The organism is Hydrogenibacillus sp. N12 (assembly GCF_019645935.1).
GTDB lineage: Bacteria > Bacillota > Bacilli > Thermicanales > DSM-22653 > Hydrogenibacillus > Hydrogenibacillus schlegelii.
This window is the reverse complement of sequence record NZ_CP080953.1, coordinates 413,562-433,777: the sequence shown is the minus strand read 5'-3', so window position 1 is coordinate 433,777 and position 20,216 is coordinate 413,562. Positions and strand designations below refer to the sequence as shown.

Annotated in this window: 21 protein-coding genes; 4 read left to right on the top strand and 17 right to left on the bottom strand. The window is 65.8% G+C overall.

Features of this window, described 5'->3' with window-relative positions:
• Positions 1-92 precede the first annotated feature (92 nt).
• Together K2M58_RS01985 and K2M58_RS01980 are read right to left on the bottom strand one after the other, a co-directional pair.
• A complete protein-coding gene (locus K2M58_RS01985; protein WP_220678070.1) occupies positions 93-1,085 on the bottom strand; it encodes a threonine/serine dehydratase family protein in 993 nt (330 codons plus the stop codon).
• Between the two features lie 71 nt (positions 1,086-1,156).
• Positions 1,157-2,254: a site-2 protease family protein gene (locus K2M58_RS01980; protein ID WP_220678069.1), complete on the bottom strand. Its 1,098-nt coding sequence runs from the start codon at positions 2,252-2,254 to the stop codon at positions 1,157-1,159.
• Between the two features lie 106 nt (positions 2,255-2,360).
• Here K2M58_RS01980 and K2M58_RS01975 point away from each other — a divergent pair, with 106 nt between their 5' ends.
• From K2M58_RS01975 to istB, 3 genes are read left to right on the top strand one after another with little or no spacing between them, the layout of a single operon-like run.
• On the top strand, positions 2,361-2,654 hold the full coding sequence (locus tag K2M58_RS01975) for an LSm family protein (protein WP_220678068.1): 294 nt from the start codon (positions 2,361-2,363) through the stop codon (positions 2,652-2,654).
• A gap of 46 nt (positions 2,655-2,700) precedes the next feature.
• Positions 2,701-3,978, top strand: coding sequence for an IS21 family transposase (istA, locus tag K2M58_RS01970; protein ID WP_252393391.1), 1,278 nt, complete (start codon positions 2,701-2,703; stop codon positions 3,976-3,978).
• Positions 3,975-4,760: an IS21-like element helper ATPase IstB gene (gene istB / locus K2M58_RS01965; RefSeq protein WP_220676869.1), complete on the top strand. Its 786-nt coding sequence runs from the start codon at positions 3,975-3,977 to the stop codon at positions 4,758-4,760. Before istA ends, istB begins: the two co-directional genes overlap by 4 nt.
• Before the next feature lie 324 nt (positions 4,761-5,084).
• Here istB and spoVAE read toward each other — a convergent pair whose 3' ends face one another.
• The 15 genes from spoVAE to coxB form a co-directional block, all read right to left on the bottom strand.
• Positions 5,085-5,435 carry a stage V sporulation protein AE gene (gene spoVAE, locus K2M58_RS01960; RefSeq protein WP_066203110.1) on the bottom strand — a complete coding sequence of 117 codons (351 nt, stop codon included), beginning with the start codon at positions 5,433-5,435 and terminating at the stop codon, positions 5,085-5,087.
• Position 5,436: 1 nt separating this feature from the next.
• Positions 5,437-6,441 carry a stage V sporulation protein AD gene (spoVAD, locus tag K2M58_RS01955; RefSeq protein WP_220678067.1) on the bottom strand — a complete coding sequence of 335 codons (1,005 nt, stop codon included), beginning with the start codon at positions 6,439-6,441 and terminating at the stop codon, positions 5,437-5,439.
• A gap of 143 nt (positions 6,442-6,584) precedes the next feature.
• Entirely contained in the window at positions 6,585-7,040 is a 456-nt protein-coding gene (spoVAC, locus tag K2M58_RS01950; RefSeq protein WP_220678066.1) for a stage V sporulation protein AC, read from the bottom strand.
• A gap of 72 nt (positions 7,041-7,112) precedes the next feature.
• Positions 7,113-7,748: a tRNA (guanosine(46)-N7)-methyltransferase TrmB gene (gene trmB / locus K2M58_RS01945; protein ID WP_220678065.1), complete on the bottom strand. Its 636-nt coding sequence runs from the start codon at positions 7,746-7,748 to the stop codon at positions 7,113-7,115.
• On the bottom strand, positions 7,745-8,011 hold the full coding sequence (locus K2M58_RS01940) for a hypothetical protein (protein ID WP_066203297.1): 267 nt from the start codon (positions 8,009-8,011) through the stop codon (positions 7,745-7,747). Before K2M58_RS01940 ends, trmB begins: the two co-directional genes overlap by 4 nt.
• A 163-nt stretch (positions 8,012-8,174) precedes the next feature.
• Positions 8,175-8,909: a pseudouridine synthase gene (locus K2M58_RS01935; protein ID WP_220678064.1), complete on the bottom strand. Its 735-nt coding sequence runs from the start codon at positions 8,907-8,909 to the stop codon at positions 8,175-8,177.
• 128 nt (positions 8,910-9,037) lie between these two features.
• The gene (locus K2M58_RS01930; RefSeq protein ID WP_220678063.1) at positions 9,038-10,372 is read right to left on the bottom strand and encodes a glucose-6-phosphate isomerase; all 1,335 of its coding nucleotides are present in this window, start codon (positions 10,370-10,372) and stop codon (positions 9,038-9,040) included.
• Between the two features lie 164 nt (positions 10,373-10,536).
• On the bottom strand, positions 10,537-11,127 hold the full coding sequence (locus tag K2M58_RS01925) for an SCO family protein (RefSeq protein ID WP_220678062.1): 591 nt from the start codon (positions 11,125-11,127) through the stop codon (positions 10,537-10,539).
• An 8-nt stretch (positions 11,128-11,135) separates the two neighbouring features.
• On the bottom strand, positions 11,136-12,074 hold the full coding sequence (cyoE, locus tag K2M58_RS01920) for a heme o synthase (RefSeq protein ID WP_066442120.1): 939 nt from the start codon (positions 12,072-12,074) through the stop codon (positions 11,136-11,138).
• Positions 12,075-12,076: 2 nt separating this feature from the next.
• A complete protein-coding gene (locus tag K2M58_RS01915) occupies positions 12,077-13,072 on the bottom strand; it encodes a COX15/CtaA family protein (RefSeq protein WP_220678061.1) in 996 nt (331 codons plus the stop codon).
• Between the two features lie 99 nt (positions 13,073-13,171).
• Positions 13,172-14,104, bottom strand: coding sequence for a cytochrome c oxidase assembly factor CtaG (gene ctaG / locus K2M58_RS01910; RefSeq protein WP_220678060.1), 933 nt, complete (start codon positions 14,102-14,104; stop codon positions 13,172-13,174).
• 282 nt (positions 14,105-14,386) lie between these two features.
• Positions 14,387-14,719: a cytochrome C oxidase subunit IV family protein gene (locus K2M58_RS01905; protein WP_220678059.1), complete on the bottom strand. Its 333-nt coding sequence runs from the start codon at positions 14,717-14,719 to the stop codon at positions 14,387-14,389.
• 1 nt (position 14,720) lies between these two features.
• Positions 14,721-15,383, bottom strand: a complete 663-nt coding sequence (locus tag K2M58_RS01900) for a cytochrome (ubi)quinol oxidase subunit III (protein WP_220678058.1) — start codon at positions 15,381-15,383, stop codon at positions 14,721-14,723.
• Positions 15,383-17,263 carry a cytochrome c oxidase subunit I gene (gene ctaD, locus K2M58_RS01895; protein WP_220678057.1) on the bottom strand — a complete coding sequence of 627 codons (1,881 nt, stop codon included), beginning with the start codon at positions 17,261-17,263 and terminating at the stop codon, positions 15,383-15,385. The genes K2M58_RS01900 and ctaD overlap by 1 nt, the downstream gene beginning before the upstream one ends.
• A 149-nt stretch (positions 17,264-17,412) precedes the next feature.
• Complete coding sequence (gene coxB, locus K2M58_RS01890; RefSeq protein WP_220678056.1) at positions 17,413-18,483, bottom strand: cytochrome c oxidase subunit II; 1,071 nt, start codon at positions 18,481-18,483, stop codon at positions 17,413-17,415.
• A gap of 244 nt (positions 18,484-18,727) precedes the next feature.
• Here coxB and cls point away from each other — a divergent pair, with 244 nt between their 5' ends.
• A complete protein-coding gene (gene cls / locus K2M58_RS01885; RefSeq protein WP_220678055.1) occupies positions 18,728-20,146 on the top strand; it encodes a cardiolipin synthase in 1,419 nt (472 codons plus the stop codon).
• The last annotated feature ends 70 nt before the right edge of the window (positions 20,147-20,216 follow it).

The window sequence follows — 20,216 nt, the reverse complement described above, 5'->3', positions numbered from 1 at the left end:
CGACCCCGGCGTCCCGCGGAAACGAGCCGTTTCGCGGCGCCGGGGTCGTCTTTTCCTTCCGATCCCCTGATCCCGCTGACCGCCCGTTCCGCTTACAGCCCGTGCCGCGCAAGCGTCTCCGAAAGCGCCGGCCAGAGGGCCCGCCAGTCGACGTTCCCGCCCGAGAGGACCGCGACCCGCCGGCGGGCCGCCGCCGGCCGGAGGGCGGCGGCGACGCTTACGGCGCCGGACGGCTCGACGACCTGCTTGAGGCGCGTCATGAGGAAAAAGACCGCCTCGACGATCTCCGTCTCGCTCACCCGGACGACGTCGTCGACGAGCCGGGCGATGATCGGAAAGGTGAGCTCGCCCGGCGTCAGCGCCCTGAGGCCGTCGGCGATCGTCGGCGCCGCCTTCAGGGCGACCCGCCGGCCGGCGGTGAGCGAGCAGTGGGTGTCGTCGGCGAGCTCCGGTTCGACGCCGATCACCGCCACCTCCGGCCGCCGGTCCTTCACCCACGTCGCGATGCCGGAGATGAGCCCGCCGCCTCCGATCGGGACGTAGATCGCCTCGACGTCCGGAAGATCGTCGAGCACCTCCAAGCCGACGGTCCCCTGACCGGCGATGACGCGGGGATCGTCGTACGGCGGGATGAAGGCGGCCCCTTCCGCTGCGGCGAGCTCCCGGGCCTTCGAGAGGCGCGTCTCCGAATCGTCGCCGGCGACGACGATGCGGCCGCCGTACGCCTCGATCGCCGCCCGCTTCGCCGGGGCGATCGACGCCGGGACGACGACGGTCGCCGTAAGGCCGACCGCCCGGGCGGCGTACGCGACGGCGGCGCCGTGGTTTCCCGACGAGGCGGCGACGACCGCTCGGGCGCCCGCCTCGGCCGCGGCCAAAACGGCGTTCAATGCACCGCGGATCTTAAACGATCCCGTCTTCTGCAGATGTTCCCCTTTCAAAAAAAGCGACGCTCCGGCCCGCCCGTCCAGAAGCGCCGAACGAAGAAGCGGTGTCCGGCGCACGTGCGGCCGGAGGCGCGCATCGGCCGCGAGCACGTCGGCGGCTGTCGGCGCCCCTGCGGGCACCGTTTTTTTCGCCTCCATCGAGGTCCTCCTTTTCATGCGGTTATAAGACCACCGGCCCGACCGCGATCACCGCACCGGGACCGCCGCGATCACCGGGGCGGGGGCGGCGGCAGGCTCCCGGCAGCGACGCCGGTCATCACGAGGAGAAAGGCGATGAGCCCAAAATACGCCCCGCCGTAAGCGAGCCGGGTTCCGAGCGGCACCCGGTAATATTCCGGGTCGACGGCGATCCCCCGCGGCGTCCGCTCCGACCGGTAACGGACGCGCAGCCGAAGCCGACCGGCCGCCGGGCCGAGGCGATGGTAGCCCAGCATCTCCGCTTCCGTCACCGTGCCGAGCGGAAACGAAACCTCCCCGATCTTCCCGACGCCGGGATAGTCGACCTCGAGGACGGACTCCCGGTCGTCGAGCCGGACGTACTGGCGGAAGTCGAGCGCCCGCCGGTGAGCTTCCCCCGGAACCGGCGCCCCCGCCGCCTCGAACGCCGCCGGCGAAGCCGGGACGGTGAGCACCGTCTCCTGATCCCCGCCGTTTTTCCGGCCGAAAACCGTTCGGACGAGCTCCAGGGCAAACAGAAACCAGAACAGCAAAAAGACGATCGCCTGGAGGTAAACGATGACGACCAGCCCGACGACGAGGCCGACGACCCAGAGCCAGCGGGAGATGGCAACGACGATCCGCCCGCCGTCGAGGGGATGGATCGGCAAGAGGTTTAAGAGATTGATGAAAAATCCGGCCCAGGCGACAAGCATGAAGAGCGGCGAATCCAGCCAGCGGGCGAGGCCAAACGCCCCGAGGGCGCCGAGCGTGCCGAGGGCAGGACCGCCGATGGCGACGAATGCCTCTGTCGGCGCGTCGGCCGGCTGCCGCCTTAGGAGGATCACCGCCCCGAGGAACGGAATGAACGCCGGGAGCGTCACCGGTAGCCCCGCCCGTCGGGCGGCGAGGACGTGGCCCATCTCGTGGATAAAGAGCATGGCCACGAGGCCGACGGCAAAGGGCCACGGGTAGATGAGGGCGTAGGCGCCGATGGAAAGGGCCATGCTCCAGATCGTCGGCCCGAGTTTACCGAATTTTAATAGTTTGATGACAAGGAACCCGATGCTTTTCGCTTTGCTCAGCAGAATCGCCAGCGCGGCGATGAGTCCCCCCGTCCGGCCGAATCGGCCCTTCTGGCGCTCCCTCACGGCGGACCCCCCTGCCCAAAATGCTTTAATCATTATACCGGCACAGACCGCTTCCGGACAACCACCATACCGTAAGGTGAGATCGTCCGAGAAAGGAGGGAACCCGATGGCAGTCGCCTACGCCCACGCCGTCCGCTACATCGGACGGCCGGTCTGGGTCCTGACCAAAGACGGCCGCCGCCTTCACGGCATCGTCCATCACGTGACGCCGACGCACCTGTACCTGCGCCCCTTTGCCCCCGCCCCCGTTGGGCCGGTCGTGCGGCCGATGGGCGCCGAAGGCCGGACCGACGTCGTCCCCCTCGGCGCTGCAAGCGGCCAGACGACCGTCGACGTGTCAACATCGGATGTAAAATCCCCAATAGCAGCGGATAAAGATTCCCCAAAATCACCGGCATGATTTCCTCAAAATCATCGGGATGAATTCCCCACCCCTGTGTCGAACTATGGCACCTGCCATCACTTTTGGGGAGGTGCCGGTGATGAGGGAGAGTGAGAAGATGGAGATCAGGAAGCTGTATGAGGAGGGCGTCAGCATCTCGGAACTGGCCAGAAGATACGGCCATGACCGCAAAACCATCCGCAAGGCTGTGAGTGAGCCGAGGCAGCAGGAGGAGGGGAGGGTGAAGTCGCGCAGCCGTAGGGTGAAAGGCCACAAGCTGGAGCCGTACAAGGCCTATGTGGAGCAGCGCATGCGTATCGGCGTCCTCAATGCGGAGCGAATCTTTCGCGAGATCCGGGAGCAGGGATATACCGGCGGAATTACCGTACTGCGCGAGTTCATGCACCCTCTCCGCCCGGTTGTCTCTGCCAAGGCAACCGTGCGGTTTGAGACGGCTCCGGGGGAACAAGCGCAAATCGACCTGGGCGCATTCCCCTACCTGGATCCGCAGGGCCATCGGCGCAAGGTATGGTGCTTTGCCATGGTCCTCGCCTACTCCCGCATGCTCTACCTGGAGTTTATCAGAGCGGCGGACCAACGGCATATCCTCCAGGCGCTCCGGAACGCGCTGGAGTTCTTCGGCGGGGTTCCAAAGGTCATGCTCAGCGACAACTGCTCCCCGCTGGTCGTGGCCAACGACGGTCATGGACACGTCGACTGGCAGCCGGCGTACATGGACTTCGCCAAGTACTACGGATTCGTGCCCAAGGCCTGTAAGCCCTACCGAAGTCGCACCAAAGGGAAGATTGAACGGCCCATCGGGTATATCCGGTCCAGCTTCTGGCCGGTTTCGTTCGTGGACCATGACGACCTGAACCGGCAAGGTGCCATCTGGCGGGATACGGTGGCTAATGTGCGCATCCACGGCACGACGCGGGAGCAGCCGGTGGTGCGGTTTCAGGCCGAGACGCTTAAGCCCCTGCCTAAGAGCCGGTACACGCTGGCGTACGCCGATATGCGCAAGGTCATGAGCGATTGTCGCATCTCCTGGAACACGAACATGTACACCGTTCCATGGCGGTATGTGGGGCACACCGTGCTGGTCCGGGAGTTTGAGTCAGGCCGCCTGCAGATCGAGTACGGCGGGCAGGTCATTGCCGAACACCGCGTGCTCACAGGCAGGCACCAGGTCTCAACCGACCCTGAGCACTTCAAGGGCATCCCGGCTGGGACGCCTCATCCGGATCGAGGCAAGGTGCCAGGGTTGCAAATCGGGCCGGACGTGGAGCAGCGGGAGCTGTCCGTCTATGAGCAGATCGCGATGGGAGGTCAGGGGCAATGAGTGAGGCGTTGGTTTTGGCCAAGGCCGAGGAGCAGCTGCTGGAGCTGGGATTGAAGCGCGCCGCGGCGGTGCTGCCGGCGTGCGTGGAGTGGGCAGCGGGGCACCAGGCGACCTATGCGGAGTTCCTGCACAGACTGCTGGATGCTGAGCAGGAGGAGCGATACAGCCGTTACATGCACGCCAGACTCCGCATGGCCAACTTCCCGTATCACAAGACCCTTGCAGATTTCGATTTCTCGTTCCAGCCGTCCGTCGATGAGCGACAAATACGCGAACTGGCCGGCTTGACGTTCATCCGGGAGGGCAGCAACGTCATCTTCCTGGGACCGCCGGGGGTGGGCAAGACCCACCTTGCGGTGGCCCTGGGGATGGAGGCGATTCGACAGCGCATGAGCGTCTACTTCGTGACCATGCAGAAGCTGGTCGCTGACTTGCGACGGGCGTACCAAGAGGGACGGCTGGACAAGCGCCTGCGCATCTACACCCAGCCGAAGCTGCTGATCTGCGACGAAGTCGGCTACTTGCCGCTTGACGCCTTGGACGCCGCGAACTTCTTCCGGCTCGTGTCGGAGCGCTACGAGCATGGCTCCCTGATCATCACGTCCAACACCAGCTTCACCAACTGGGGGACACTCTTCGGTGACCAGGTGCTGGCCTCTGCCTTGCTCGACCGGCTCCTGCACCACGCCACCACCATCAACATCCGCGGCAACAGCTACCGGATGAAGGACAAGCTGCGCGCCGGGGTGACCCATGCGCTGAAGGAGGAGGTGACCGCGTAGATCGAACATACGTCTGGGGAATGATGCGCGATGATTTTGGGGAACTGAATCCGCTGTTTGTGGGGAATCGAACGCGATTTTTTTGGGGAGTTTTAATCCGCTATTGACAGACGAGACCCAATGGTGGTGGGGACCGTATACGGCGGCGGTGATTGCATTGCCGCTTTTTGTCCTGCTCGCCCTCGGACTTCTCTGGATCTAAGATAAGGAAGTCAAAAAAGCGGCCCGCCAAACGGCGGGCTGTTTTCTGACCGGGCGTCCGGCGGCTTCAAGCGTACGACCGCATATTTTGCACCATCCGCTCTCCTGATCCGCCCGCCCTCCCTATCCCTTCGGACGGAAGACGAGGGCGGCGAGAAAACTGAAGATGATGGCCGCGCTGATGCCGGCGCTCGTGATCTCGAACATCCCGGTGATGACACCGATCCACCCGTGGCGCTTGAGCTCCTCCAGCGCCCCGGTCGTCAAGGCATAACCGAAGCTCGTGATCGGCACGCTCGCCCCGGCGCCGGCAAAGCGGATGAGGGGCTCATACCAGCCGAGGCCGCCGAGGACGGCGCCGGCGACGACGAGCGTCACGGTCGTGTGCCCCGGCGTCAGCCGGCCCACGTCCATCATCAGCTGGCCGACGGCGCTGATGAGCCCGCCGACGACGAAGGCCCAGAAAAAGATCACCCTACATCACCCTCTCCACCGCCACCGCGTGGGCGATCGCCGGCACCGACTCCCCCTGCTGGTACGTCACCGGCGACATGAGGGCCCCGGTGGCGACGATGAGCAGGCGGAAGACCGTCCCGGCGACGAGGTGTTTCATCAGGTGGCCGTAAAACACCGCCGCCGAGCTCGCCGCGCCGCTTGCCCCGGAAAAGACGTCCTGATCTTCCCGATAGATCATGAGCCCCGCGTCGACGATCTTCTCCGGGTCGAAGCGAAGCCCCGCCTGCTCGAGGAGCTCCAGCAAAAGCTCCCGCCCGATCCGGCCGAGGTCGCCGGTGACGATGAGGTCGTAATCGCCGGGCGAGCGGGTCATGTCTTCAAGGTGCGTCACGATCGTGTCGTACGCCGCCGGCGCCATCGCCGCCCCCATGTTGAGCGGATCTTTGAGCCCGAGGTCGACGACCCGGCCGACGGTGGCGGAGGTGATGACGACCGGTGCCGGGTCGAGGGCGACGATGCCGGCGCCGGCGCCGGTGACCGTCCACTGGGCCGTCGGCGGCTTCTGGGCGCCGTATTCCGTCGGATAGCGGTACGTCCGCTCCGCCGCCAGGTTGTGGCTCGCCGTTCCGGTGAGCGCCCGGCGCGCCCGCCCGGCGTCGACGGCGAGGGCCGCCAGGGCGAGCCCCTCCATCGACGTCGAGCAGGCTCCATTTAATCCGATGAAGGGCATGCCCATCGTCCGGGCCGCAAAGGACGCCGTCACCCCCTGGCTCAGGAGGTCACCGGCGAAAAAAAGGTCGACGTCGTCCTTTCCGAGGCCGGCCTTTCTGAGGGCGATCTCCGCCGCCGACTCGAGAAGCTTCCGCTCCGCCTGCTCGAACGTCTGCATCCCGGCGTAGACGTCATCGAAGATGAGATCAAAATCGCCGGCGAGCGGCCCTTCCCCTTCTTTCGGACCGCCGACGGCCGCCGAAGCGAGGATGCCCGGACGGTTCGGAAACAGCCACGTTCGCCCGCGTCTCACCCGACCCCCTCCTTTTGACCGTCATCCGTTCCGGGCGCCGGCCGGATCAGGGCGGCCCGCCTTCTTTCCGGAACCGGCGTCTTGCGGCCGGCCCGGAGTCAGCGCGGGACGCCAAGACGACGCCGACCGGCCCCTTTCCGGCCTCAGACCAGCGCTTCCACCAGCGCCCGGACGAGGGCGACGACGAAGGCCGCCACCGTTCCGAAGACGATCACCGGCCCCGCGACTTTGAACATGTTCGCGCCGACGCCGTAGACGAGTCCTTCCGACCGGGCGTCGAGGGCGCTGGCGGCCATCGTGTTGGCAAACCCGGTCACCGGCACGATGCTTCCGGCGCCGGCCCACTGGCCGATCTTGTCATAGACGCCGAGGCCGGTCAGAAGCACGCTCAAAAAGACGAGCGTCGCCACCGTCGGGTTGCTGGCGGTCTGTTCCGTAAATCCGAACACCGTCTCGTACAGCCACATGAACGCCTGCCCGACGACGGAGATGAGCCCGCCGACGAGAAAGGCCCGGGCGACGTTGGTCGCCACCGGCCGGGTCGTCTCCTTGGACCGGGCAAGCGCCTGGTAGGCCTTCGCTTCCGGCAGTCTGGCCATGCCGCTTCCTCCTTCCGTCTGGTTAGCATGCACTCCCCGGCATAAAATAATCGGCAAAAAAAATCCGGCCGGTCAGCCGTCCCGCCGGAACACGCCGGCGTAGATCGGCCGACCGGCCAAAAGAAACCTGGCCTCATAATCCGTCACCGGCCCCCGAATCGGGCCGCCGACGACCGTCCGCTCTTCGAGCGGAACAAGCCCCTGTGCGAGCAGCTGCTCCCGGCTGTAGGCGTAAAAGTTCGGGTGGTCGGTTTTAAAGACGACCTCCCCGCCCGGCCGAAGCAGGGCGACAAGACGACCCAGCCGCGCCGGATGCGTGAGCCGCCGCTTCGCGTGTCGCCGCTTCGGCCACGGATCGCTGAAATGAAAATACAGCCGGTCGATCTCCCCCGGATGAAAGTAGGCGTTCAGCCGGTCGACGTCGTCGAAGATAAAGCCGACGTTCGTCCGCTCGGCCGACCGCACCCGGCGCCAGGCGACGTAGAGGGCCTCCGCCTTCCGCTCGACGCCGACAAAATTCACCCCCGGCTCCGCCTCCGCCGCCTCGACGAGAAAGCGGCCGCGGCCGGAGCCGAGCTCGACGTAAAGCGGCGCCGGGCGGTGAAAAAAGAGAAGCCGCCACTTCCCCGGCCAGCCGTCGGGGCGGTGGACCACCTCCGGCGCGGCGAGGAGCGCCGGACGGGCTTCCGGCTTATGGCGGAGCCTCACCGGTCCTCCCCTTCCCCGGCAGGGTCAAACCACCGGTCGAGCACCGTCCCCGACAGCACCTGCGCCCGGATAAACTGCACCTGATGCGGCAAAAACAGGCTCTCCCACGGCAGGCCGAGCCGGCCGGCGAGATCGACCAGCACCAAAAGCTCCGTCCAGGCGACGTAGCGCTTGTACCAGAAAAACGACGGATTTTCCACCATGTACGGATAGAGATCGTCGAAGGCCGTGTGCTTGCTCTGGATCGCCCGCTCGAACTGCATCTTCGCCGCCCGGAGCCGCTCCTCGACGAGCGCCGCGCACCGGGCGTCCTCCGTCGTCGGCCAGGCGCCCCGCTCTCTCGCCTCGGGCATCCTCGCCCCTCCCTTCTTCGCCCGCCGCGCCGCGCACCGCGCGCGGTGCGGCCGTTCTTTCCCGTTTACAGACCTACCGCCTCTTCTCCTCGAGGCCGACCACCGCCCGAAGCGCCGCCCCTTCTTCCGGCGTGAGGGGGCGGACGGCGCCCTCCGGGAGTTTCGGATCGAGGACGATCGGCCCGATGCGGATGCGCTTCAGGTCGACGACCGCCTTCCCGACGGCAAGAAACATCCGCTTGACCTGATGGTACTTCCCTTCGGTCACCGTCACCCGGGCCATCGATCGGGGGCCTCTGGCGACGATCTCGAGCGTCGCCGGCCGAAGGCGCGTCCCGTCGTCCAGCACCATCCCGGCGGCAAACCGCCGGACGTCTGCCTCGGTGAGAACGCCGTCGACTTCGACGACGTACGTCTTTTCCACCGCCCAGCGGGGGGCGGCCAGCCGGTGACCGAGCTGGCCGTCGTCGGTGATCAGAAGCAGGCCGCGGGCGTCTTTGTCCAGCCGGCCGACGGGGAAAAGGCCCGGCCGCCAAAGCTCCGCCGGCACGAGATCGAGCACCGTCTCCTGGCGCCGGTCGACGGTGGCACTCACCACCCCCGGCGGTTTGTTCAGCATGTAGACGACGTGCGCAACGTAGCGGACCGGCTCCTCAAAGACCGTCACCCGATCCGCCGCCGGATCGACGTGGACGTCCGGAGACGGCGGCACGGCGCCGTTGACCTCAACCGCCCCACTTTTGATCAGCTTTTTCACTTCGCGGCGCGTGCCGTATCCCATGTGGGCGAGCAGCTTATCGAGGCGCACCGCCGCCCCTCCTTTCCCGGTGCCTGAAGCACTCCGGCGCCGGCCAGACGCTCCGGCGCGAGGCCCGACCGCTTCCGCCCGCCGGCCGTTCCGACGCCCTCCGTTCAGACGTTCATCGCTTCGGCCGCCTACCGCCGTCCGAGGAGCGCTGCGATCTCGGCCTGAAGCGCCTCCCCCCGGGCTTCATACCCGGGACGGCCAAGGAGCGCGAACAGATTCGCCTTATAGGCTTCCACGCCGGGCTGATCGAACGGATTGACCCCGAGGAGCATCCCGCTTAAGGCCACCGCCCGCTCGAAAAACATCACCAGCGCCCCGAACGCCTCCGGCGAGCGATCGCGGAGGACGATGCGGCCGACGGGAACGCCGCCGTTTCGATGGGCGACGTACGTCCCCCACATCGCCCGCTCGTTCATCCACTGAAGCGAGCGGCCGCGGAGGTAGTCGAAGCCGTCGGCGACGGCGCGATCCGGCACCGTCACGTCGACGCCTTCGTCTTCCAGCCAGAGGAACGTCTCGAACAACAGGCGCCGCCCTTCTTGCACATACTGCCCGATGGAGTGGAGGTCGGTCGTATATTTTCCCGTCACGGGAAAAATCCCGCGGCCGTTCTTCCCTTCGCTCTCGGCAAAAAGCTGCCTCAGCCAGTCGCCGACGCCCGAAAGCCGCGGCGTAAAGGCGACGAACAGTTCGACCGCGTAACCCTTCAGATACAGAATATGACGAAGCAGCGCATACCGGTTGGGATCGTCCGCCGCCGGATCGGTCCCCTCCGGCGCCGCCATCAGCGCCCGGGCGCCGGCGAGCACCCGGCGCACATCGATCCCGGCGACGGCCATCGGCAAGAGGCCGACCGGCGTCAGCACCGAGAAGCGCCCGCCGACGTCCCGCGGGATGTCGAACGACGTCCACCCCTCCGCCTCCGCCATCGCCCGAAGCGCCCCGCCGGACGGATCGGTGGTGGCGATGATGCGGCGGCGGGCTTCCGCGGGGCCGACTGCCGTTTCCAGAGCTTCCCGCAAGAGGCGAAAGGCGACCGCCGGCTCCGTCGTCGTGCCGGACTTCGAGACGACGTTGAGGACGACCCGCCGTGTGCGGACCGCCTCCAGCGCCTCGACGAGGGGCGTCGGGCTTAAATCCTCACCCACGAAGCGGATCTCGGGCGCGGCGGCGTCCCGGCCGAGGAACTCGAGCGCCGCCCGAGCGCCGAGGGAGGAGCCGCCCACGCCGACGACGAAGAAGACGTCTGCATCTCGGCGCACCCGCTCCGCGATCGCCTCGACGCCGCCCAGCGTCTCCTCCCCGATCCGCGACGGATAATCGAGCCAGCCGAGCATGGCGCTTTCGCTTCGCCGCTCGACGAGCGTGGGGTGAAGCGATCGCACGACGTCTGCCGCCCGCTCCACCTCCTCCGGCGCGACAAAAGGCCGGTAAGACGCCGCATCCAGCCTGATCGGGCGCACCGGACGCCCCCTTTCTCCGCGGTTTTTCCCCAGTATAGCACAGGCGGCCGCCGACGTTGAATCGCCGGCGGCGAAAAAAATCGGCCCCAAAAAAGACAACACCGGCGAAAGGCGACCCGCCCTTCGCCGGTCCTCCGTCGGAGCAGAAGCCCATCGGCGCAAGCCTATCGGATCAGGCGTTTCATGTCGCGGTAGACGTCGTCGACCGGAAGGGTCGAACCGGGATACAGGGCGCGGATCTTTCCTTCCCCATCGACGAGGACGACCCGATCGGAGTGGATGAAAAGCCCGTCGTTCGACGGCTGGACCAGGAGCCCGAACGCCCGGACGACGCCCCGGGTCTCTTCCGGCGAGCCGGTGAGCGCCCGCCAGTACGGCCAGTCGAGCGTCTCCCCGTCGTAGCGGAATCGCTCCAAAAACGCCCGCATCGCTTCCGGCGTATCCCGTTCCGGATCGAAGGTGATGGAATAAAACCGGACTTTTTCCGGCGGCACGCCGTCGGCCTTGAGTTTTTTCTGCACGGCCAGCATCCAGTGGGTCATCGCCGGGCACTCGGTCGGACAGGTCGTATAAACAAAGGAGATGAGCCGAACCGCCCCGGCGTCGTCATGCAGATGAAACGGCGCCCCGTCGATCGTCCGAAGCGTAAAGTCCGGCGCCTCGCCCACCACCGGAAGCGACCCCGGCCCGCCGCAGGCAGCCAGGAGCCCGGCAAGGCCGACGGCAAGAAGAACGGACCGCACGCCAGGCCGCATCCGCATCCTCATCCCACCACCATCAGGCCGTACAAGGCCGTAAGATACACGACGGAAAAGACGAACATCGCGCCGCCCCAGCGCCCTTCCGCCGCTCCCGTCGCGCGGGCGCCCTGGAAGGCGAGCGCGAGGTAGACCGCCCCAAGGACGAGAGCGCCGACGACGTACACCGCCCCGACCACGCCAAAAAGCGCCGGAAGGAGCGACGCCGGCACGAGGGCCAGAGTGTAAAGCGCCATCTGCCGTTTCGCCACAAGCGACCCGGCAACGATCGGGAGCATCGGCAGTCCGGCCCGGGCGTAGTCCTCCCGGCGGCGGAAAGCGATGGCGAGAAAATGAACCGGCTGCCAGAGAAACAGGATGAGAAAGAGCGCCCACGCCACGGCGTCCAGCCGCATGCTGTACGCCACGTACCCGGCCACCGTCGGCGCCGCTCCGGAGACGGCGCCGACGAGCGTTCCGAGCGTCGTCGTCCGCTTCGACCACAGCGAATAAAACACGACGTAAAACAGCCAGCCGATCGCCGTCACCGCCGCGACCAGCGGGTGCACCCCCGCGTACAAAAGGGCCTCCCCCACCCCGCCAAGCGCGGCGCCGTACGCCAGCGCCACCGCCGGCGACACCTCACCCGCCGGCACCGGACGCCGCCGCGTCCGGTCCATCTGCCGATCGATGTCCCGGTCGATGACGTTGTTGATCGACGTTCCCGAGGCGACGACGAGCGCCACCCCGACCAGGGTCGCCACCGCCCACGCAGCGGGGCGCGGATTGAACGCGCCGCTTCCCGCGGCGAGCATCCATCCGGCGAACGCTCCGAAGGTATTCGACGCCACGATCCCCGGTTTCGTGAGGCGAAGGAGCGCCCCCACAAATCGGCGCACCTCGGCCGGCCGCTCCCAAAGGGGCGCGACCGCCGGGCCGGTCATCTCCTCCCTCACCTCCGCCACCGTCAACCCCTCCCTTCCCCGGCGAATTCCGCCCGTCCAAGCCCCTCCGGTCGCCGCCCGCGCTCCGCCGTCCGTTCCCCGGACACCGACGCGGGGCGGAGCGCCGCATCGACCGAACCATAGAGGAACGCGGTCGCCCCCAGCGACAGCGTCGCCAGGATCATATGGGCGGCCACCCAGAACGGCTTTAGCCCCGCCACGACGACGACAAACCCGATCCCCACTTCCAGCACAAGGAGGGTCGACGCCGCGGCGACCGGCAGCCAAAATCGCCGCCGGAACGGGACGGTGAGATGGGCGGTCGCGACCCCGAGCGCGGCGGCGGCGATCGTCGCCGAAAGCCCCAGGGTGCCGTGCAGAACGTAGACGGACCGCGCGAGGACCGGATCGCGGAGCCAGACCCGCTCCGGTTCCAGCCCGAAAAACACCTCCGCCAGCGCGCTGTGCTTAAAGAATCCGCCCAGGACGAGGGTCCCGTAGACGGCGGCGGTGAGGACCGCGGCCGACCGCCGGAGCGCCTTTAGCGCCGTCCGATCCCCGGCGGCCGGCTTTTGCGAAAGCGCCGTTTCGTCCGCCTCCCGCCGGGCGAGGTAGATCATCACCGCCACCCAGAGCGCCTCGCTGACCATCACATCGAGCGTCGTAAATCCCTTTGGCGTCCCGAGGAGGACGTTGAGGCCCCCGACGCCCGCCTGGAGGAACAAAAGCGCCACCAGACCGAGCGCCAGACCGGTGCCGCCGCGACGGCGAACGGCCGGGTGGAAGGCGACGGCCGCGTTGGCGACGACGACGAAGCTGAGAAGCCCCGTCACCAGTCGGTGGGTATACTCGATCACTTGCTTCACGTTCGTCGGATCCGGATACAGCTTGCCCCCACAGTACGGCCAGTCGAAGCCGCACGCATCGCCGCTTTCGGTCGCGACGACGAGAACGCCCATCACCAGCACGAGGAGCGTCATCGCCGCGACCGCTCGGGCCATCCGGCGTCCCATCGCCATCTCCTCCCTCGCCGCCCGGACCGCTTCCCGCCGTCCGCCTCCCGCCCCTCCCCGGCCGAATCCCCGCCGGAGAAATCCGTCTCAGCCTCTTTCCCGGCGCTACGACTCCCGCTCTCGAAGCCTGGCTTCGGCCAGAACGGCCTCGGTGCTCTCCCGTTCTTTCGCCCACGCCTCCCGGAACCAGCGCACAAACACCGCGATGATGAACCCGGCGTAAATCAGCTCTTGCAACACCTTCATCAAGATCCCGCCGAGCTTCTGATCGTCCACCGGCGAAAGAAGGTTAAACTGCGCCGCCGAAAGACCGCTCAGATCGATCGCCCGGGCCCCGGGCGGAAGGCAGTATCCGACCATCTGCTGCCAGACGGCAGCGTCGTAATACGACCGGTACAGCACGTGATCGCTCAAGAACAAAAACGCGCACGCCGGCGTGAGCAGCATGCCGTTGGCAAAAATATAGCCGATCTTTTTGATGTACGACCACTCTTCCCGATCGGGCAGCGGATTTAAGATCGGCCACCACATGATCCACGCCGCGGCGAACATGGCGATCGCGTACATTGTGCCGGCGCTCCGGTGGGTGTTCAGGAAGTCGAACACCACCGGAATGTGGTAGATCGAAAACAGCCCGTTAAAGAGAAAAATCGCCACGAGCGGATGGCTGAGCGCCCCGACGAGGCGCCGAAGCCACGCCGCTTGAAAGGCCATCTCGACCATCCACGCGGGGATCCCGAGGATCAGAAGCGGTGGCACCAAAAGATAGACGATGGCCATCTTCACCATATGCAGCCAGAAGATCATGTGGCTCATGAGGTAGAGCGGGCTTCCCTGGGCGACGTAATAGAGGACGAGCGCGCCGTAAAACGCCGCCACTTCCGCCGGTCTCGGCGGCGTCGCCCCCGGGATGTCCCGGCGATACGGGCCGACGAGCAGGGCGTACAACCCCCCGACGACGAGGACGAGGACGATCTTATCCGGGTTCCAGAGGGCGACCCAGCCGAACATCTTGAGCTGCTGATAAAGGGCAAGCATGCTCCCCCTCCTCCCGCCGCGCCGCCCGCAGCCAAGCGCCTTGCCGGGCGTAAGCCGACCCATCCGCCACGCCTGGAAAACGGTGCGCGCCGCCACCGGCGACCTCCGCGCCGAAAACGGCACGGGCCGCCCGCCGTCACCTCCGGCGCCCACCGACCGAAAATGGCCGATCCGCTCACCGAGCGGTCGAACGGTCCCGATCGCCGCCGCGCTTCCGTCGCCACGCCATCTCCGGGCCTCTTTTCGAGAACCGACCGGACGGCGACGCGGCCCGCCTGCCGCTTAGGCGACCGTCCACCAGCTCATGAGCAGGATGCCGATCACGATGACGACGGTGACGTAGACGCCGACGTAGAAAAAGAGCTGCGGCACGGCGTGCCCTTCGTCTTTGAGATGCATCCAGATGTACGCCTGAAACGCCGCCTGGACGACGGCGAGGCCGACGAGAAAGGCGACGACGAACCCCGCCGACGCTCCGCCTTCGATGGCGTAAACGACGGCCCCGAACGCCAGGATGGTCAGCACGATGCTGGCCAAAAAGGCGACCGTATGCAGCGATCGTTCCTTTTTCGTCTCCCGCTCGCCGGACGGGGAAAACATCGGCTCTGCCGACATCTCACGCCACCTTCCCCATGAGGTAGACGACGCTAAAGATGAACACCCATACGAGGTCGACAAAGTGCCAGTACAGGCTGAAGGCGTACACCTTCGGCGCGATGTACGGCGTCACGCCCCGCCGGAGGTTCCGCACGAGGAGGGCAAAAAGCCACAGGAGGCCGAACGTCACGTGGGCGCCGTGGAAGCCGACGAGGCTGTAGAAGGCCGTCCCGAAGGCACTGGACGTAAACGTATGGCCCAAGTGCACATAGTGGTTGAACTCATACGCTTCTAAGGCGAGGAACGAAGCCCCGAGCAGCCACGTCGCCAAAAGCCAGGCCTTCATCGCCCCGGCCTGTAGCCGGCGCATGTTGAGGACCGCCATGACGCTCGTGAAACTGCTCGAAAGAAGGAGCGCCGTGGCCAAAAAGACGAGCTTGAGGTCGAACAGCTCCTTCCCCGTCGGCCCGCCCATCGTCGAATGCCGGAGGGCCAGGTAGACGGCGAAAAACGAAGCGAACAGCACCGACTCGGCGGCGATGAACAGCCACACGCCGATCAGCTTGTTGCGCCCTTCTTGCGTCGCCAGCTCGATCGGCGGAGCCTCGCTTTTTTCGACCGCCCCCGCCCGAGCGGCGGGGGCGGCGGCGCCGAGACGACCCGGTTCGGCCGTGAGGCTCATCAGGCGCTCACCCCTTTTGCATCTTCCTGCTCCACGAGCTCCCGCGGCACATGCCGGCCTTCATCGTCGATCACGGAGCGGAGGAACATGACAAACAGCGTCGCCGCCACGCCGAAGAGAGCGAGGTAGAGGAACGACGGATGATACTGGTCTTTGAAGATGAACCCGAGTCCGGCGATGAACATGGAAAGCGACATCATAAAGGGCAGGATGCTCGGGTTCGGCATGTGGATGTCCGCGTACGGCTCCGCCGGCGGCATCGTCTTGTTCCCCGCCTGCTTCTCCAGCCAGAAAGGATCGAGACCGCGGATGAGGGGCAGCCGGGCGAAGTTGTACTCCGGCACAGGCGTCGGCGTCGCCCACTCGAGCGTCCGGCCGTCCCACGGATCGGCCGGCGCCGGCTTGCCCTTGAGGAACGTGACGACGATGTTGACGGCAAAGACGATCACGCCGAGGGCCATGGTGTAGGCGCCGATCGTGCTCACGAGGTTCGGCAGCTCATAGCCCTGCCCCGGCAGGTAGGTGTAGATGCGCCGTTGCATCCCCCACAGGCCGAGGAAGTGCTGGATGAAAAACGTCAGGTGGAAACCGATGAAAAAAAGCCAGAAGTGGATTTTGCCCAGCGTTTCGTTGAGCAGCTTGCCGAACATCTTCGGCCACCAGTAGTACGCGCCGGCAAACACGGAAAAGACCGTCGCGCCGATCAGCGTGTAATGGAAGTGGGCGACGATGAAGTACGTGTCGTGGTACTGATAGTCCGCCGGCGGAAGCGCCATCATCACGCCCGTCACGCCGCCCATGACGAAGGTGAAGATGAACCCGACGGCCCAGTACATCGCCGTCGTCATGTGGAGCTTCCCGCCCCACATCGTGGCGATCCAGTTGAAGATCTTGATCCCCGTCGGCACGGCGATGATGACCGTCGCCACCGCGAAGACACCGTTCGCCAGCGGCCCCAGGCCGACGGTGAACATGTGGTGCACCCAGACCATGAACCCGAAGAAGGCGATGAGGGCCGTCGCCACCACCATCATCGGATAGCCGAAGAGGCGCTTCTTCGAAAACGTCGGGATCACTTCCGAGAAGATCCCGAAGGCCGGTAGCGCGACGATGTACACCTCCGGGTGGCCGAACAGCCAGAAGAGGTGCTGCCAGATGATCGGGTTGCCGCCGCCGGCGGGATCAAACACCCGCCCGCCGAAAAGCTGGTCGTAGATCATGAGGAAAAGGCCGGCCGTAAGCGGCGGAAAGGCGAACATGATGAGGATGGACGCGACAAGCGTCGTCCAGGTGAAAAGCGGCATGCGCATGTACGTCATGCCCGGCGCCCGGTGGTTGACGATCGTCGCCACGAAGTTGATGCCCGTAAGAAGCGTCCCGAGCCCGCTCAGCTGCAGGCCCATCGCGTAGTAACTCATGCCGTAGCCGGTGTAGTCCGGATGCACCAGCGGAAAGTACCCCGTCCAGCCGCCCTGCGGCACATCGCCGGTCAAAAAACTGACGTGCGTAAGAAGCGCCCCGAAGAAATAGAGCCAGTAGCTCAGCGCATTGACAAACGGAAAGGCGAGGTCGCGCGCCCCGATCTGGAGCGGCACGACGGCGTTCATGAGGGCAAAGAGGAGCGGCATGGCGACGAAAAAGATCATCGTCGTCCCGTGCATCGCCAGCACTTCGTTGTACGCTTTGCCGTCGAGAACATGATTGAGCGGTACCGCGAGCTGAGTGCGTATGAGGAGCGCCTCCAGCCCGCCGATGAGGAAATAGACGAGCCCCGTCCAGAAGTACAGGTGGGCGATCTTCTTGTGGTCGACGGTCGTGAGATAATCCCAGAGGAGCGACTTTTTGCGCACCCCGCCGACCGGCACGCTGATCGTCGTCATCACCGGACCTCCCTTCTTTTCCGCCCTGCGCTTTTCGTCCTCAAGGGCCTATAGGCTCGAAAATCGACAGGCCGTCTCCTCTTCCACGCGTCGGCGCACCTCTGAGATCCCGCGCCCAAAAGCCTTTCGGCTTCCGCCCGCCGCGCACCTCAGCGCGCCGCCGCCTTCGGCGGGACGACGTCGACCTTCTGCAGCATGAGGAAGTCGACGAGCTGGTCGAGCTCTTCCGGCGAAAGCTTATCCTTAAACGGCGGCATGACGACCGTTCCCGGCACGTCGTTTTGCGGCTTGACGGCGTTCGGCGCTTCGATCCAGCGCCTCAAGCTCGCCGCCCGCTCGGCGTCGTCGCCCGCCGGGAGCACGCCGGCGATCGTCAGCCGGCCGCCGATGTTGGCCAGGTTCGGGCCGGGCCGATTGGCGGTGTCGGTCGCTTCCAGGGCGTGGCACGCCATGCAGTTTTTCTGGAAGACCTGTTCTCCGGCCACCGCTTTCGTCGTCTCCGGCTTCGGCGCCGGTTTTTTCATCGCTTCGACCCAGCGGTTGAATTCGTCTTCCGGCAGGGCGACGACCTTAAACTCCATGAGCGCGTGGGACGGGCCGCACAACTCGGCGCACTTCCCAAGGAAGACGCCGACCGTCTCGGCGTCGAAGCTGAAGCGGTTCGCATTCTGTCGCTTGCCGTCCAGAAGGGCGCCCGGGTTGGCGTCCATCTTCCCGGTGAGCGCCGGCACCCAGAAGGAATGGATGACGTCCGTCGACCAGAGCTCCACGCTGATCTTCTTGCCGACAGGGATGTAGAGGTCTTGCGCCGTGACGATGCCGAGGTCCGGATAGCGGAACTCCCACCAGTACTGGTGGGCGATCACTTGAAGCTTGAGGGCGTTCGGGTCATCGCTGTGGTCCTGGGCCATCGAAAACGTCAGGCGCACGGTGAGGATCGATAGGACCGTGATGATGAGGACCGGGATCGCCGTCCAGATGAACTCCAGCAGGTTGCTGCCCTCGACCTGCTTCGGAATGGTCCGATCGCCGGGCTTCGCCCGAAAGCGGATGAGGACGACGGCGAGGAGAAAGATGACGACGCCCATCACGCCGAACATGATGTAAGCGCTTATCTGGATGAGCGAAAGAGATTCCCGCGCGTTCGACCCTTGCGGGACGAGGGCGGACACCCGCGGATCGCCGCAGCCGGCGAGCGCCAAGGCGAGCAACGTGAACAAAGGAACATAGAATGCTCCTTTTTTCCGCCCCTGCCGAACCAAGCGCGCCTCCCCCTTCCATGTCAACTGCTGAACACATTCTACAAAGTTTTTATGTTTGGCGTCAATCAAGCGGTGGGAATTCCCACGGCCGGACGGCAGGAGTTCGGAATTTGTTCATAATTGAAAGGCGGCCTTTGTGCCGCCCGGTGCTTTCGGCTACAATGAGGTCGCAGCGCGAAAACGGGCTTCGGTGGGGTGGGCGATGGAACACGTCTGGGCCGTCATCGGCTGGCTGTACATCCCGACGGCCGTGTTGATCGGCTTCACGATCGTGCTGGAAAAGCGCCACCCGACCCGGACGATCGCCTGGCTTTTGGTGCTGGCGTTCGTGCCCGTCGTCGGCTTCATCCTCTACCTCCTTTTCGGCCGGCACATGCGGAAGCGCCGGGCCATCCGGACGAAAGAAGACCTGGACTTCAGCGCCTTAAAAGAAAAAAGCGAGAAGTCCGCCGGGTCATGGGATCACCCGCTCGTCCGGCGGCTCGCCCGCATCGGGGTGAACGCCGCCGGCGCCCCGGTGACGACGAACAACCGGGTGTGCTTTTTTACCGACGGCGAAACCCTCTTTCGGACGATGCTGGATGACCTGAGAAGCGCCCGCCATCACATCCACCTCGCCTACTACATCGTCCGGCACGACGGCCTCGGCACGGCGATCCAAGAGATCCTCCTCGAGCGGGCCCGATCCGGCGTCGAGGTGCGGCTCCTTTTCGACCACGTCGGCTCGGTCTGGCTTTCCCGGCGCTTCCGCCGAGCGCTTCAAGCGGGCGGCGTGGAGCTGGCGGCCTTTTTGCCGGTGACGTTTCCCCTCATCAGCCGGCGGCTCAACTTCCGTTATCACCGGAAGATCACCGTCGTCGACGGCCGGATCGGCTACCTCGGCGGCTTCAACATCGGCGACGAATACCTCGGCAAGCACCCTCGGATGGGGTTTTGGCGCGATACGCACCTGAGGGTCGAGGGGGAGGCGGTCCACAGCCTGCAGGCGCTCTTTCAGTCGGACTGGGCGTTTGCCAGCGGGCGGACGTTCGACGGCGAGGCGTATTTTCCGGCCTTTTCGGCGCCGGTCGGCACGACGGCGATGCAGCTCATTGCCAGCGGCCCGGATTCGCCGTTTCCGTCCATCGAGCACGCAACGCTGGCGATGATCGGCGCCGCCAGCCGGCGCCTCTGGATCGCCACGCCGTATCTCGTGCCGGACGAGGCGGTGCTCATGGCCTTAAAGTCCGCGGCGATCGCCGGCGTCGACGTCCGCATCCTCCTCCCGAGCTTTCCCGACCACCGGCTCGTCTTCTACGCCTCGACGTCGTACGTGGCGGAGCTCCTCGCCGCCGGCGTCCGGATTTTTCGCTACCGAAAAGGGTTTCTCCACGCCAAAGTCGTCCTCGCCGACGACGTCGTCGCCTCGGTCGGCACGGCCAACCTCGACAGCCGGAGCTTTGAGCTCAACTTTGAGGCCAATTTTTACCTCTACGATCGGGAGGCGGCCGCGGCGATTGCCCGGCAGTTCGAAGCGGATTTTGCCGAGAGCGAGGAAGTCGACCTCTACCGCTTTCATGCCCGGCCGCTTCGGGAACACGTCGTGGAGTCGTTTGCCCGGCTGTTTTCGCCGCTCATGTAAAAAAGGAGCCGGACTCCCTCCGGCGAAAGATGGCCGCATCGGCGGGACACGATCGCCGGCGAAGGAGGCC